General features: G+C 49.2%; 19 protein-coding genes, 1 other RNA gene and 1 riboswitch. All 20 genes read right to left on the bottom strand.

Annotated elements, in window-relative coordinates:
* Nucleotides 1-188, bottom strand: a 188-nt coding sequence (locus tag C508_RS0110320; protein WP_018703489.1) for a helix-turn-helix domain-containing protein, incomplete at its 3' end; no start/stop codon positions are given.
* Nucleotides 189-285: 97 nt separating this feature from the next.
* The gene (locus C508_RS20835) at nucleotides 286-1,125 is read right to left on the bottom strand and encodes a methyl-accepting chemotaxis protein (RefSeq protein ID WP_018703488.1); all 840 of its coding nucleotides are present in this window, start codon (nucleotides 1,123-1,125) and stop codon (nucleotides 286-288) included.
* 107 nt (nucleotides 1,126-1,232) lie between these two features.
* Nucleotides 1,233-2,039, bottom strand: a complete 807-nt coding sequence (locus C508_RS0110310) for a metal ABC transporter permease (protein ID WP_083928077.1) — start codon at nucleotides 2,037-2,039, stop codon at nucleotides 1,233-1,235.
* 14 nt (nucleotides 2,040-2,053) lie between these two features.
* The gene (locus tag C508_RS0110305) at nucleotides 2,054-2,737 is read right to left on the bottom strand and encodes a metal ABC transporter ATP-binding protein (RefSeq protein ID WP_018703486.1); all 684 of its coding nucleotides are present in this window, start codon (nucleotides 2,735-2,737) and stop codon (nucleotides 2,054-2,056) included.
* Nucleotides 2,734-3,186 (bottom strand): Fur family transcriptional regulator, encoded by a 453-nt coding sequence (locus tag C508_RS18290; RefSeq protein ID WP_018703485.1) that lies wholly within the window; start codon nucleotides 3,184-3,186, stop codon nucleotides 2,734-2,736. The genes C508_RS0110305 and C508_RS18290 overlap by 4 nt, the downstream gene beginning before the upstream one ends.
* Nucleotides 3,187-3,219: 33 nt before the next feature.
* Nucleotides 3,220-4,167, bottom strand: a complete 948-nt coding sequence (locus tag C508_RS18285; protein WP_018703484.1) for a metal ABC transporter substrate-binding protein — start codon at nucleotides 4,165-4,167, stop codon at nucleotides 3,220-3,222.
* 131 nt (nucleotides 4,168-4,298) lie between these two features.
* A complete protein-coding gene (locus C508_RS0110290; RefSeq protein ID WP_018703483.1) occupies nucleotides 4,299-4,967 on the bottom strand; it encodes a C40 family peptidase in 669 nt (222 codons plus the stop codon).
* 1 nt (nucleotide 4,968) lies between these two features.
* Nucleotides 4,969-5,098, bottom strand: a riboswitch (cyclic di-AMP (ydaO/yuaA leader).
* 63 nt (nucleotides 5,099-5,161) lie between these two features.
* Nucleotides 5,162-6,100, bottom strand: coding sequence for a glycosyltransferase family 2 protein (locus tag C508_RS0110285; protein WP_018703482.1), 939 nt, complete (start codon nucleotides 6,098-6,100; stop codon nucleotides 5,162-5,164).
* The gene (aroH, locus tag C508_RS0110280; RefSeq protein WP_018703481.1) at nucleotides 6,097-6,471 is read right to left on the bottom strand and encodes a chorismate mutase; all 375 of its coding nucleotides are present in this window, start codon (nucleotides 6,469-6,471) and stop codon (nucleotides 6,097-6,099) included. Before aroH ends, C508_RS0110285 begins: the two co-directional genes overlap by 4 nt.
* A 38-nt stretch (nucleotides 6,472-6,509) precedes the next feature.
* Nucleotides 6,510-6,908: a hydrogenase expression/formation C-terminal domain-containing protein gene (locus C508_RS0110275; protein ID WP_018703480.1), complete on the bottom strand. Its 399-nt coding sequence runs from the start codon at nucleotides 6,906-6,908 to the stop codon at nucleotides 6,510-6,512.
* A complete protein-coding gene (locus tag C508_RS0110270; RefSeq protein ID WP_018703479.1) occupies nucleotides 6,901-7,413 on the bottom strand; it encodes a HyaD/HybD family hydrogenase maturation endopeptidase in 513 nt (170 codons plus the stop codon). The genes C508_RS0110275 and C508_RS0110270 overlap by 8 nt, the downstream gene beginning before the upstream one ends.
* Nucleotides 7,391-8,098 (bottom strand): Ni/Fe-hydrogenase, b-type cytochrome subunit, encoded by a 708-nt coding sequence (gene cybH, locus C508_RS0110265; protein ID WP_018703478.1) that lies wholly within the window; start codon nucleotides 8,096-8,098, stop codon nucleotides 7,391-7,393. Before cybH ends, C508_RS0110270 begins: the two co-directional genes overlap by 23 nt.
* Before the next feature lie 33 nt (nucleotides 8,099-8,131).
* Complete coding sequence (nirJ2, locus tag C508_RS0110260) at nucleotides 8,132-9,115, bottom strand: putative heme d1 biosynthesis radical SAM protein NirJ2 (RefSeq protein WP_018703477.1); 984 nt, start codon at nucleotides 9,113-9,115, stop codon at nucleotides 8,132-8,134.
* Nucleotides 9,116-9,119: 4 nt separating this feature from the next.
* Nucleotides 9,120-10,295 carry a radical SAM/SPASM domain-containing protein gene (locus C508_RS0110255; RefSeq protein WP_018703476.1) on the bottom strand — a complete coding sequence of 392 codons (1,176 nt, stop codon included), beginning with the start codon at nucleotides 10,293-10,295 and terminating at the stop codon, nucleotides 9,120-9,122.
* A gap of 86 nt (nucleotides 10,296-10,381) precedes the next feature.
* Nucleotides 10,382-10,579: a twin-arginine translocase TatA/TatE family subunit gene (locus tag C508_RS0110250; RefSeq protein ID WP_018703475.1), complete on the bottom strand. Its 198-nt coding sequence runs from the start codon at nucleotides 10,577-10,579 to the stop codon at nucleotides 10,382-10,384.
* A gap of 82 nt (nucleotides 10,580-10,661) precedes the next feature.
* Nucleotides 10,662-12,218 carry a sensor histidine kinase gene (locus tag C508_RS0110245; protein ID WP_018703474.1) on the bottom strand — a complete coding sequence of 519 codons (1,557 nt, stop codon included), beginning with the start codon at nucleotides 12,216-12,218 and terminating at the stop codon, nucleotides 10,662-10,664.
* 2 nt (nucleotides 12,219-12,220) lie between these two features.
* The gene (locus tag C508_RS0110240) at nucleotides 12,221-12,910 is read right to left on the bottom strand and encodes a response regulator transcription factor (RefSeq protein ID WP_018703473.1); all 690 of its coding nucleotides are present in this window, start codon (nucleotides 12,908-12,910) and stop codon (nucleotides 12,221-12,223) included.
* A 115-nt stretch (nucleotides 12,911-13,025) separates the two neighbouring features.
* Nucleotides 13,026-13,349 carry a thioredoxin gene (gene trxA, locus C508_RS0110235; protein ID WP_018703472.1) on the bottom strand — a complete coding sequence of 108 codons (324 nt, stop codon included), beginning with the start codon at nucleotides 13,347-13,349 and terminating at the stop codon, nucleotides 13,026-13,028.
* Nucleotides 13,350-13,436: 87 nt separating this feature from the next.
* Complete coding sequence (locus C508_RS0110230) at nucleotides 13,437-14,108, bottom strand: TMEM165/GDT1 family protein (protein ID WP_018703471.1); 672 nt, start codon at nucleotides 14,106-14,108, stop codon at nucleotides 13,437-13,439.
* A gap of 336 nt (nucleotides 14,109-14,444) precedes the next feature.
* Nucleotides 14,445-14,797, bottom strand: an RNA gene (gene rnpB, locus C508_RS19465) — RNase P RNA component class A.
* Nucleotides 14,798-14,815: the final 18 nt, after the last annotated feature.

Raw genomic sequence — 14,815 nt, 5'->3', positions numbered from 1 at the left:
ACTCGATTACTTTTCTGCGGTTTTAAGCCAGCTTCACCTTCTGACTGGTACTGAAAAATCCATCTCCTCACTAGTTTCTGATCAACTTCCAGAGTGTTTGCTATATCGGCTATGCGCATGCTTTTGGCCAAATACCTCTTGCAAGCATCTATCTTCAAAGTGGCCGATACTTTTTCTTTATGTGGCATAAAATTACCCCCAGACAAGACAATGTGTTTTTTCATTGTCCTATCTAGGGGTAGCATATCAAAATGCGGGTCCTTTTTTATTTTACGATAAGCATTGCTATTTTTCTGAGCAATTCAAACTCCCGGCTAGTTCGTTCAAACGTACTGACAATTCGATAAGACGCCTTCCATGATCGGTAACGCCGGAAAGCTCCTGCGCCTGCTGCTCCGCCAGCGACTCAATCCGTACAATTTCATTGCTGATCTTGCCGATACTGCTGCCAATTTCCTTCAGAATGGTCTCAATTTGTCCTGCCGACCCAGCACTATCCACAGCCAACTTACGCACTTCTTCCGCTACTACGCCAAAGCCTCGCCCCAATTCGCCAACGCGCGCCGCTTCAATAGCAGCGTTCAAACCCAGCAAATTAGTTTGACTGGCGACGTTCTTGATAAAATTCAATACCTGATCCGTCCCTTTGACATGTTTCTGCGCTTCCCCCGACAACTGTTTTAAAAGGCCGCCGACACCGGCCAACGATTGGGCGTCTTCATGCACCTTGTCGATAACCACTTTCATCATAGCAGCCGCTTCTTGCAGTTCCGCCGCTGAGTCCAACAAAATGGACGCCGTCTCCAAAGATTCATGAATGGCTACGGCTCCTACAATCACATCCCCAGCATAAATCGGCATACTGACGGCAACATAAGGTATGCCATAAACTACTTTATCTACATGTACGCAAACCCGACGTTTGAGCTGCATTGCTTGATGTACCGCCGAACCTGACTTTATCGGTTCTCCCAAGCAGACCTGCTTACGTAGTTCCTCTATAGAGTTAACAGCGATCCAACATTCTCGGTCACAAACAACCATGCCCATTTTATGATTGACAAGCTGGGGTATGTATTCCGCAACCGCGCAAAAGGAGTTCAATATTTCTGCAGCCTGATGCATAGCCATCCCTCCACAAAATAGTATCTCTCCTTAAATCATAGACCTTAAAAACAAATATAGTCAACTGAAATCCTTTAGTTTATCGATATCACGCCTCCGCTGCCCTTTTATTCTTTGCAAAATGCTTTAGCTGCCAAACCGGCAGCCAAATACAACAAAATGCAGCAAAGAACAATAGTTCCGCCGGGCGCCATATCCAGATAAAAGGATACGCTTAGGCCGCCAATAACGGATACAAGAGCAAAAAGCTCCGCCAATAGCAAGGTAACGCGAAAACCTTTATGAAATTGCAAAGCCGCGGCTACTGGTACAATCATCAGCGCGCTGACCAACAGAATGCCGACAATACGCATGCCTAAAACAACTACTACGGCCATTAAAATACTAAACAGACAGTTCAGTTTCCGCACAGGCATGCCGGATACATAAGCCATTTCCTCATCAAAAGCCATACATAATAATTTAGGCGCCATTTTTAACAACAAAAAACCTACGACAAGTCCACAGCCAACCATACTCCAAACATCTTCTGGCGTCACCGTCAGTATACTGCCAAAAAGAACGCTTAAAAGAGAGTTTCCGCCCATACGGTTCATAGTGCTGAACAGTACCGCCAACGCCATACCGGCGTAAAACACAATCGCTAAACCCATATCGCTGTGCGCTCGATGCCGCTGCCTAACCCATTCAATGCCCAATGAGCCGAGAACCGTCACCGCCAAAGCGCCGACTACTGGATATACCCCCAACAAAGAGGCGCCGGTAACGCCAGCAAAAGCCAGATGCCCCAAGCCGTCTCCAATCAGAGATTGCCTGCGGACCACCACAAAAAAGCCAATTAACGGACACAACAAGGCAATCACAAGTCCTGCCGCTAAAGCGCGCTGCATAAAATCATAGCTAAATGCTTCCACAAAATCCCCTCCCATCAACCTGTATAATACCAAAGATGGCGCTCCTGAATATGCGTGGAAGCAAATTCCTCGTTCGTGCCATAAAAGCACAGTCCTTTATTGATACAAGCTACCCTGCTGGTCCAGCGGGCCGCATTGTCAACATCATGAGAAACCATCACAACCGTCATGCCTTCTTGGCGGCAAAGCTTTTGCAACAATTGATAAATTTGCGTACTTGCCTCATAATCAACACCGCTTGTAGGTTCATCCAACAACAGCACTTTCGGCGCTGTCAAAAGAGCCCTTGCAATCAGCACCCGCTGCAGCTGTCCTCCGGACAACGCCTCTAAACGCTTGCCTTCCAGCCCCTCCAAGCCTACAATCTGCAGAACTTCTTTGGCTGTCCGCCGCCGCTGCGGCAACAACTGCAAAAGCTCTTTCACCGTCATCGGAAAGCCGGAAACATTTTGGCTATACTGTTGCGGCACATAGGCTAATGTACCGTTTTTTAAAAAATCGCATGGATTCTTTCCGTCAATATAAATACCGCCTGCACTGGGCTGACATAATCCCGCTAATAAGCGGATTAAGGTTGTCTTTCCGCCGCCATTAGGTCCAACTAACGCAACAAATTCACCACTGCCCACCGCAATAGATACATCGTTCAATACCGCATCGGCTTCATAGGAAAAAGAAACATGTTCAATTCGAATCATACGGGATCCTCCTGCCCGGTTTTTTTACGAGTACAATTTTTACAGCGGCCGTATAAATCCAAGGAATGGCGCAGAAGCTCATACCCCTTGCGCTGCGCCTCCGCTTCCAATCGTGCATCTACAGGACAAATATCCAGGCAAACCGCCTGTCCACAATCTACGCAGCGAATATGGTGATGATGACCGTCATGGCTCCATTCGTAGGATGTCGCATCTTTTCCCAGCGCGCCAATGGGCAGCAAAATGCCCTGTTCCACCAGCAGCGTAAGATTGCGATATACCGTATCCAGGCTTATGTCCTCTTCTTTAATGCGAACCTGCTGCCAAATATCTACCGCCCTCATTGGTTGTTCCGCTGCAGCAACCGCTTGCAGCACCGCTTTACGTTGCTCCGTAATCCGGCAGCCCTGCCGCCGCAGCGTCGCTAACGCTTCTTCCAGTCTATCCATCACCAGGAAGCTCCTTTCGACAAGCGAAGCGCTTTATTGAGCCAGCGCTTTTTTAAGCTGTTGCAAATTTTCCCGCATCAGCGTCAAATAAGATGATTTTCCCGCCTTGTATTCTTCTACCGTTAAGCCTTCCAAGGGATTAAGCACTAGCGTCGACGCACCTGCTTCGCGGCTTAAGACTTCAGCCAACTTAGGACTTACCAAAGTTTCAAAGAAAATATACTTCACTTGATGCGCTTTGCAGAAGCGGATAATTTCAGCCATTTTGTCAGCTGTCGGCTCGGCGTCAGGAGACAGTCCCATCACCGGCACTTGCTGTAGTTGATAGCGCTTAGCCAAATATGAAAAGGCTGCATGGCTTGTAATCAGCTCTCTTTTAGCAGTATGCTGCAACGCGACAGTATATTCGTCATGCAGCAGTTGCAATTCTTTCACATACGCTGCCGCATTAGCTTCATATTCGCTAGCGTGAGCCGGATCGACTTCTATTAATGCCGCTAAAATCGTTTTCACTTCTTGCTGCGCCAGCACCGGGTCCAGCCAAACATGCGGATCCTTCGTTTCATGTGTTTCACCGCTATGATTATGTCCGTGCTCATCTTCCGACTCGCTTTCGGCTGCGTCCAGCAGAGCAACCCCTTTACTTGCTTCCACCGCCTTAGCTGAACCTAGCAAGTCCGGCTTTACAACAGCCCCCACCCAGTGTTCCAAACCGGCGCCATGATAAACCAAGAGCGCACTGCCTTTAATTTTAGCTAGATCTTTTGCCGTCGGTTCCCAGTCATGAGGCTCTGTTCCTGGCGGAACCAAAAGGGAAACATCAACGCGGTCTTTCCCTACGGCTTTGACAAACTCTTGTACCGGATATACAGATGCCACTACTTGCAATTTTTTCTCTTGGGGTTTTGTACTCATGCCACAGCCAGCAATGGAGCTTACCAAAAATACTAGAATAATTATCAATACATTTCGACGAGACACCGCATCCACCTCTTAATAGTAATATTCCTATTAAAAGGATAGCACACTTCATTAACTCGCGCAAGAATCTTTCTCATTTAGACACAAAAAAGCAAGTGGTTATCTTTAAAGATAACCACTTGCTTTTTAAATCACATTACCCGTTTAGCGCCTAAATAACGCGCTCCCCAATACCCGTCATACAAGCTGTCTACGCGGACGCCGCGGCTGGATGTCGCACTAATAAAGCGATCATCGCCTATGTAGATGCCCACATGAGATACACCGGAAGTATAGGTCGTGAAAAAGACAAGATCACCGGGTTGCGGATTCGAAACCGAATATCCTGCATCATATTGTTCATCTGCCATGCGCGGCAAGAAAATGCCGGCATTTGCAAAAACGTAACGCGTAAAGCCCGAGCAGTCAAATCCATAGGGAGTGGTTCCGCCGAAAACGTAAGGAACTCCACGGAATGACATTGCGCTTTGAATAATCCGCCTTGTCATGCTCGTTCCCATGTCACTACGACTTACGGGAATGTCTCTGCCCATTAACGCCCGATAAGTACCAGATCCGACAATCCCATCGGCCTCCAGTCCATTAGCCTTTTGAAAGGCCATAACGGCGGCTCTTGTTGCCGAACCGAAGTCCCCATCAGCAGTACCACTGCTAAAACCAAGTTCTTGCAGCCGTTGCTGAATGGCCGTCACATCATCGCCAATATCTCCTTCACGAATGGAAGAAGCATCTGCCACCCCGGGTGCGCTGAGCAAAAAGCAAACCATACCTAAAACAAAAAATCTTTTCAATTGCCCCATTCTGTCACCTCTCTACAGCCTACGAGGTTAGCTGACGGGTTCGGGTCGAGCAACCCTGCGCGAGCGACTTCGCGCTTCACCCCTATACTGTGGTTCCCCCGCTCCGGAGCCGGATTCGGCTTTATTTAGCTCACTTTAAAGGCAATTCGCTATTCGATGAAAAAATCCTGCCTTATTTTCTTTTTTAACTTTCTTTACTGTTGTTCTTTTCCGCCTTGCCCTATTTCTTGACGCAGCCAATATAACGGGCGTTGCTTTACTTCTTCAAAAATACGCCCTACATACTCGCCGATAATACCTAGTCCCATCAGTTGCACGCCGCTCAAAAGCGAAATACTCGCCGCAATAGTGGCCCAGCCAGGTACAGCCTCGTCTGTCAAAAACTTAATATAAACAACATGCAGCGCCAACGCAAAGCTAACCACGCCAAAAACCAAGCCAGCGTAAAAAGCAATACGCAAAGGCAGCTTAGAATAAGCGGTAATGCCATCTAAGGCAAAATGCAGCATTTTAGTAGGTGAAAATTTCGACACCCCCGCATAACGCGGCGGCGCTACAAAATTCAACGTTGTCTGCCGATAACCAATCGCTCCCATCATGCCGCGTATAAACCGAGCTCGTTCCGGAAAGCGACGAAAAGTTTGCACTACTTTGCGATCCAACAGTCGAAAATCTGATCCCCCTTCACGCACGCGCACCTTGGACACTGCATTCATCAATCGGTAAAAACATGAAGATGTCAGTTTCTTAACCCAAGAAACACCTTCCGTCGTCAGGCGAATGGTCTGTACTACCTCGTAACCGTCCTGCCATTGTTCAATCAACTGCGGCAATAATTCCGGCGGATGCTGCAGATCACCATCCATCGTAACAACAGCGTCTCCTTCGGCATGATCTAAACCGCAACTCAAGGCTATTTGATGTCCGAAATTACGAGCTAGAATCAACCCCCGCACCCGGGAATCTTGCTGCGACAAGCGATCAATGACCAAGGGCGTGGCATCTTTGGATCCGTCATCAACAAAAATCAGTTCAAAAGAATGCGGTAATTTCTCCATAACCGAGCATACCGCCTGATAAAAAGCTTCCATGTTTTCTTCTTCATTGAAAACCGGAACTACGATGGAAATCATTGCTCTTTCGCCTCCGCTTTGCGATCTTGCCGTAAGGCAACAGCTCTGCGCAGATACACATGGCGCAGTTCCTTCATTTCCTTGTCGGTATTCCACAACACCAGTACACGAATGCATTGAGGCACACCATCTTCAGCCTCGATTTCTTGAGCACCGAAAAGCGCCACATCATTCCAGCCAAACCGCCGCGCCGCAGCCGCTGGAAATGCAGCATTCACCTCTGGGGTAGAACTGAAAATAACCGCGCCTAGCTCTTCTTCTTGCCAGCCATTAGCCTCTGTTAAAGCATCCAGTAATTGCAGCACTGCTTCAAAAATTTCTTCTTTAGTATTAGCCTCCACCGTAGTGGCGCCACGCACTCCTCGCAACATCTGCCGAGTCCCCCTTTGCAAGGCAAGGATCACCGTTGTTATGCCGGTGATCCTTGCTCATTCAACCAAGTATTAAGCCTCTGGCCATCCTTAGCTACATCTTCCCGCTGTGCGGCTGCAAGCTCCGGATACCAAGCGATCTCTATTGTCTCCAACACAGGCGTATCTTGCAAATTGCAGTATACCCCATGCCAAATACCGCAAAAACCCGTTTCTTTCCATTGCACAGGTTCCATGGAATCTTCTAGTTTAATGGATACTTTCCCCTGTCCCAGAAAATCCAAAATACTTTGACGTTCTTCTGCTGTCAAGGGAATTTTATCCAAAAATAAAGTATGCCCCCGTCCGTGTTCTTGTAACGCGGCATAGGCTTGGCGCACTTCCTCCAGTACCGCCTTCGTCAAGGAAAACAATTCTGTTTGACCCTTCTCAGTCATGCCGCGCCACCTCTGTTTGCCACTGCTTTACTTGAACACAGGCAGCTTGCACCAGGTTCGGCAGCGCCGTCGCCACAGGCGCCGATAATTCCATACCCACAGCTAGCGTTTGCGGCTGCAAGCCAAGAAGGACAATTTCCTGCACCGGAGCCTCCAAGAGTTTCAACACCGCCAGTACATCCTTAAGTCCCAGATCGTGCACAGACAAGGCGCCGCAAAGATGCGCCTCTACCTCAGAATTCCGCAAACAATACAATGTTCCCGGCGCTTGATCTCCTTGGACAGCATCCAGCAACAGCAGGCGCTGCGTTCCTTTTAAAAAGCGCAACAACTCCATACCCAGAGTACCGCCGTCAATCAATTGCACCGTGTCAGAAAACTCTCCTGACAACTGGAGTTGTTCCACCGCGCGCACGCCGACGCCCTCGTCGCCAAGCAAAATGTTCCCAACCCCTAAAACCGTTATCTCCGCAACATTCATCTCAGCGGATATCCCCCAAATCATCAGGATCCTCGTGAAAATACTTCACACCGGAAATCATACTTGAAATTTCGCCGCCGCCTTCAATAATATCAGCACGGACGGCCATATACACATGTACAATGGAAAACAACATAATCGCCCAAGCGGCATAATGATGCAACAGGTGCAGCCAATACTCTCCTCCCAACCAGTATACAAAGGGACTAAACAAAGCAGCCCCCCAACCATTGGGATGAATCATAAAATACATAGCCAAACCTGTAATGATTTCGATAAAAATCATTAAATAGGCCGTTGCATAACCAGCTCTCGCCATGTGGTTTCGCAAGTATGGCCGATGATGAGGCGAGAGCAGTAAATAATGCAATCCCACGTCCAGCATCCCCAACCAATACTCCAGTTTCCAAGGACGCGGAAATAACCGGTCCCCTTTATTGATTGCAAAACCATAAATACGAAAAACAAAGCTGCCGATAAATAAAAATGCCGCAGCAAAATGGATGAAGCGAATGGTTTCCATTGAAAACCATGTCGCTACGGCAAAGGTCGGTTCCATCCCTTGGGTTCCCACATAACCAGGATCGCCAATGTAAAGGCCAGTCACAAAAAGCACCAAAATTGCCAGCACCATAATCCAGTGAAAAAACCGCAAAAAAGGACTGAACAGATAATAAGGCTTCATCGTTCCATGCGTCATGGGTGTCATGGCACATCCCCCTCTCATCATCCACTTGCTGTTTTATCTCCCGCAGGCGCACCAAGGTTCTTCCGCCAGATAGTCACCGTCGGAATAATAATAAGCTCTAGCGCGGCAGCCTCCGCAAATGTCGTCATAACCGCAACGCCCGCAAGCCCCTTTCAGCGGCTGATGGCGTAAATCCTGGAAGATTTCACTTTTAGCCCACATTTCATCAAAAGGAGTCTGCCGTACATTGCCTACCTTCATCGGCAAATACGGACACGGATGCACATCCCCGTTAGGAATAATGACGCAGTAAGCCGTACCAGCTAGGCATCCCCTGGTAAAACGCATCTTCATGCCCCGTTCTTTGGCAATACGCATGAACTGCGGCGCACAAGTCGGCTTTAACTCAATCTCCACCTGCTGCTGCTTGTCCAAAATCCGTCCCAGAAGCGACTCGTATTGTTCCGTGTGTAAGGAGGTATCTTCAATATCCTTGCCCCGGCCTACAGGCACCAGGAAGAAAATATGATGTCCTGCCGCACCGGCGCTTACTGCGAAATCGGTGAGTTCCGTAATTTCCGGCTCGTTCCAATTCATAGCAGTAGTATGAATTTGGAACGGCAAGCCCGCAGAGCGACAGGCGGCCATGCCGTCAACCGCGCCCTGCCAGGCGCCGGGCCATTTGCGAAATTCATCATGTCGTCCGGCATCAACGCTATCCAAGCTAATTCCCGCCCGTGCAAGGCCTGCCTCTTTGAGCTTCACCGCCACTTCCGGCGTAATCAATATGCCGTTTGTTCCCAAAACCGGGCGCAATCCCTGCTCTTTGGCATGACGGATAAGCTCATAAATATCGGCGCGCATTAAAGGTTCGCCGCCGCTAAGAATCAAAATTTTAAAACCAGCTTTGGCAATTTGCTCAATAAGCTTTTTTCCTTCCGTCGTATCCAGCTCTTCCGCGTGCTTAGATCCGGCGTCTCGGTAACAATGCACGCAGCGAATATTGCATTCTTGGGTCGTATTCCATGAAATGATCATAGGATCACTCCTTCCAGTCCGTCAAATAACAGGCCGGATCCTCCGCCCAAATATTGCCGCCGGTCACGGCTTCCGCCCGAATGCGGCAGCCACCGCAAAACATCTTATAACGACACTCACCACAACGTCCTTCCAAATGCAAATGCTTCTCGCGCATAGAACACAGGAATTTGTCCTGGCTGTCCCGCCAAATCTCGCTGAATTTCTTTTCCCTCACATTGCCCAGCGACTTATGCCCCCAGAATTGGCAAGCATGCACATTCCCCTGAGGGTCTACATTAGAAGTTTTCTGCCCGGCTGAACAGCCGCCATGCATCTCAAGCAGTTGCAAAACTTCTTCCACCCGCTCTGGCTGGTGCTTTTCTAAGTACTGCAGTAAATAAATGCCGTCGGCATGGTTATCGGTCGTTAAAATTTCCACTTCTATACCGCGCTTATGGAAATCCATCGTCCGTTCCATCAAAAGCTCAATCGTCTGCCGTTTTTGTTCGGGCGTAGTATCGAGTTCCGCCATTTCCTTGCCCCGACCTGCATACACTAAATGATACATGCAAAAGCGCGGCACGCCTTCGCGTTCCACAATATCCAGTACATCTGGAAGAGTATGGAAATTTAAGCGATTTACAGTAAAGCGGATACCTGTCTTATTTCCTGCGGCCAGTGAATTGCGAATGCCCTGAAGCGTTTCCTGAAAAGCGCCTTTTTTGCCTCGGAAATTATCGTGAACTTCTTCATTGCCGTCTACGCTAATGCCGACATATTGAAAACCAGCCTCATGAATACGCCGGGCCATATCCGGCGTAATTAGCGTACCATTGGTCGAAATAACGGGACGAATGCCTTTCGAAGCGGCATAGGGTCCCAATTCAAACAGATCGTGACGCACCAGCGGTTCGCCGCCGGAGAAAAGCAGCACAGGCACTTTCATGGAAGCCAAGTCATCAATAAAGGCTTTGGCCTCCTCGGTTGAAAATTCACCGGCGTATTCCTTGTCTTCTGCATTGATATAGCAATGCTGGCAAGATAAATTACAACGGTTTGTGCTGTTCCAGACAACTATCGGCGTAGCATCCGAAGAAAACTGCAGCATCTGCGGCGGCAACTGCTCTGTCTTGCGACCGTATTTAACAATATCCGACACCGTTGCCGTACCACATAATAATTTTGTACATCCAATCATTCTAAAATGAAACCTCCTTGAACTGCTATACGCAAAAAAGGCCAACTCTCAAAGAATCTTTGGAGAGTAGGCCTCTACCTGCCATTTTACAGTTTTTCTTTTTCTGTTGGCGTTGTCAGGGAAGCAGTGTGACGCACTTCCTCTTTCACCTGATCCGAGGCGGCTTTAAAATCCCGAACACTTTTCCCCAAAGCCCGGGAAATTTCCGGCAGCTTGGCGGGTCCAAAAGTAATCAGTACGATTACCAGCACGACGAAAAGCTCCGGTAGCCCTATGTTAAACATTAGCCATACCTCCCCTTCCAGCTTCTATTATCGCAAATTCGCTGTATAGAAACAACAAATTTTTTCGTTGAGTATACAACATTCAATCCTGCAACGAAGGAAACCGCAGAGTAAAAGAGGTTCCCTCCCCCACAGTACTGGCCGCTTCCACATCAATGCCGTGCAAATTCATAATTTCTTTGGCTACTGCCAATCCTAGGCCCGTGCCGCCGCCGTCGCGGCTGTGCGCCTTGTCCACCTTATAAAAGCGTTCCCAAATATAAGGCAGCGCTTCTGCCGGAATGCCATGACCAGTATCGCTGACACGCAAAAAAGCACGTCCATCTGCGCCATAGCCAGATTCAATACGAACGGCCCCTTGTTCTGTATGACGCAAAGCATTATCCAGAAGAATCAACAACAGCTGCGTCAGCCGATCTCCATCGCCATACACAAAGAGTCCCTCGGAAAGTTTGGTCTCCAACAGCAAGCCTTTTTCTTGCGCCAATTTCTGCACTAACTGCACCACGCCATCTACCAAATTTTCCAATAAAATACGTTCCTTTTCCATTTCCACCACACCGGCTCGCAAGCGGCTTATATCAAGCAAGTCGGCAATCAAACGCTCTAGGCGCAACGCCTCGTCACGAATCAAGGCATGGTATTGCTGGCGCTGCTGCTCTGCCGCCGTACCATCCGCCAGCGCCTCATTGTAGCCTCGGATAATAGTCAACGGCGTACGCAGTTCATGGGACACATTCGCCACAAAATCCCTTCTCAGCCCTTCCTGCTTTTCCATTTCCAAGGCGGATTGCTCTAGGCTGGCCGCCATGGCGTTGAAGCTTTGCGCCACATCCGCCAACTCCGCCGGGCCTTCTACCGGAACTCGGCGATGGTACTCGCCGCCAGCAATATGTTGCGTCGCTTGGCGCAAGCTTTCCAAAGGACGCGCAATCTGCCGGCTTAAGCGCTGTCCAACCAGCAACGACGCCAGCAAGCAGATAACCGCTACAACCCCCAAATGCCACCGCACCCGCTGCAGCCACTCCTCTACGCCCTGCAAGGGTACATGCAAAATAACAGCGCCGTCTGTACTTCCAGCTTCCGCTCCAGGCACCGGCACCGCAACCACCAGCATTTGTTCTTGATAGAAGTCATGAAAAAAAGTGCGCTGGACAATTTTCCCCTGCAACACCTCCTGCAACGGCCCAGCCAACCGCGCGCCGCCTTGCCTCATCAGACCGCGCCCTAATCCCTGACCTGGTCCCTGTCCTGGTCCCTGGCCGCCCTGCATCATACCTCGACCATGAGGCATAGCGTCGCTATGATTCAAATGCATGCCCCCTCCTGCAGCCGGAGGCATCATGTCGCCAGACAAAGCCAAAATTCCGCCCTGACGATCCACTACCCAAATACGGGCATCCAAAAACGGATCCACTACCTCTACCAACTGCCGCAGTTCCCGATAACCGTCTTCTTGCTGCCGCGAAGCCGCCACTAAAAGACTCAGTTCCGTCCCCTTCCGCACTAAATCCGCCGTACGCTGCTCTAATACATACTGACGGATCAGCATGAATGAACCGACAAAGGCCAAAAGCAAGGCCAAAATAATAATACCGATATGACGGGACCAAATTTGATAACGCAATGGTCTGGCCACAATTACACCCCTACTTCAAACTTATAACCTACGCCCCAAACCGTACGAATATCCCAGGCTCCGGTTTGGCCTGCAGCTATTTTTTGGCGCAGACGCTTAATGTGCGTATCAACCGTACGGGTATCTCCGAAATACTCATATCCCCAAATAGCTTCCAGCAATTGCTCCCTGGAAAAAACCCGTCCAGGATGTTTCGCCAAGTACCACAATAATTCCATCTCTTTAGCGGTCAATTCCACCTCTACGCCCGCCACACGTACGCTGCGCTCCGCCAAGTTGACATCCAGCTCATCATATTGTAGTGACTCTTCTTCGCGCCAGTTATGCTGAGAGCGCCGCAGAACGGCTTTAACTCGAGCTACGACCTCCCTAGGATTAAAAGGTTTTGTTATATAATCATCCGCTCCTAAGTCCAGGCCATTAATGCGATCTTCATCCTCTCCTTTAGCGGTCAGCAAAATAACAGGCACTTCAGACACCCGCCGCACACGGCGGCATACCTCCAGTCCATCCTGTCCCGGCATCATAACATCCAGCAGCAGCAGTTGCGGCTTTTGTTCTTCGTAAAAGCGCAGAGCTTCCGTTCCGTCAGCCGCCTCCACTACGGCAAAGCCTTCTTTTTCAAAATAAAGCGCCAAGAGCTGACGAATCTGCTTGTCGTCATCAGCAATTAAAATCTTTGTTTTTTCCATCTTCGAACCTCCTGACAGGACTGTTTTAAAAAAGCGGCACATAAAGTTTCCTATATAGGAATAAAAGGCATTCTACTCAACGCAGAATGCCTTCACCAGCTTAACTCCATTTACTTTACAGCACTGCATCCAACGCCGCAGCCAACTCTTTCTTAGGCCGAAAGCCTACTAGGCGAGAGACTTCTTTGCCTTCCTTGAAGATGAGCAACGTCGGAATGCCCATGACCTTATAACGCTGCGCTACCGCAGGAAAGTCGTCAACATTCACTTTGATAATAGCCGCTTTATCCGCGTATTCAGGGGCCAGTGACTCCAGTTCCGGAGCAATCATTTTGCAAGGCCCGCACCAAGGCGCCCAAAAATCAACCAATACCGGCTTACCCGCTTCAATCACCAGGGTTTGAAATTCTTCTTCTGTTGCAATGGTATGCAAAGCCATATCCATGCCTCCCTGTTTTTCCTCTATGAACTCAACGCTTTCACCGAGATTATTCTATTTTTATTGTAAAGTTTTTATTTCTTGAAGTCAACTATTGCTATTGCTCTCTTGCGAGACTCTGCATTGCCAGCGATGCACCAAGCCCATCAAAACAGCGCTCACCACAGCCACTGCCCCTAAAAATACTGGCGCATTCCAGGGAGCTGGCAACGATTCATGCAGCCCGTAGATACCAAAAAGCACAAAGATAACCGCCGCTGTCCACTTGACCGCCTGCTCCGGCAGGCGCTTAAGCAGCATGCCGCCCACAACAATCGCCATGCCGTCGGCAATCATCATACCTGTAGTCGTCCCCATCCAAACCGGTATAATTTCTTGATACTGCGCCGCTAAGGCGACTGTGGCCAACTGCGTCTTATCTCCCATTTCCGCCAAGAAGAACGCCACCACCACCGTACAAAACGGCGTATAACAGGTGGCCTTGTCCGCATCCCCAAGTTCATCGCCGCGAATGGTCCAAATACCGAAAAAGATAAAGGATACTGCAGCGGCAATTTGTACGTACATCATCGGCATCACATACTGCAAATAATGTCCGGCCAGCACCGCCAACAAATGATTGAGCAGTGTCGCCACGAGAATGCCGCTCATTACGGTTTTCCAGGAATACCTGCCTGCCAACGCCAAGGCCAAAAGCTGTGTCTTGTCGCCCATTTCCGCCAGTACCACAAAAATCATAGCCGCTAAAAAAGCTGTCATTGATCTAGCCTCCTGATTGCGAAGTCACTGACTCGCGCGCCTCTTACGCAAAAGACAGTAGCTCCTTAGTATTTTTTAAAATTCTCCTCTGTACTCTCTGCTAAACGCTGATACCTCACTGTGTGAACGTCTTCTTTGCTTGTTTACATATTAAAAAAGCGAGACACTTTGGGCAGGATTTCCTGCCCAAAGGTCTCGCTTGTCAACGTTTTCGTCCGTTAACGGCAAAGCCAGATAGTATGTACTATCAGACTGTTGACTTTGCACCGTGAAGCTACTCCCCTTTGGATTCTTGATATATGGTAACGAAAAATGCTTCTTTTGTCAAGAAGGTGTGCGGCAAGCCATCATTAAGCCGGGTTCTGTTCCGCTTGCGCGGTGATGACCATCTATCTGGGCCATCCGTTGCCGAATGGCTCTAGCAACCAACCCGGAAGGCTCAGCGGGCCGCTTCATCCCTTCCCTATTTGGTCTTGCTCCGAGTGGGGTTTACCTAGCCAGCCAGTCACCTGACTGCTGGTGCGCTCTTACCGCACCGTTCCACCCTTACCGGCATAAAGCCGGCGGTACACATTTCTGTGGCACTATCCCTAGAGTTTCCTCCGCTGGACGTTATCCAGCACTCTGCCCTACGGAGCCCGGACTTTCCTCGACCGTTCTAAAACGGCCGCGGCCATCTTTCAAGCTCGCCGCAACATGTATGAAAA

The organism is Anaeromusa acidaminophila DSM 3853, assembly GCF_000374545.1.
Lineage (GTDB): Bacteria > Bacillota > Negativicutes > Anaeromusales > Anaeromusaceae > Anaeromusa > Anaeromusa acidaminophila.
The sequence above is the reverse complement of the archived record's forward strand: the minus strand, read 5'-3'. Positions and strand labels throughout refer to the sequence as shown.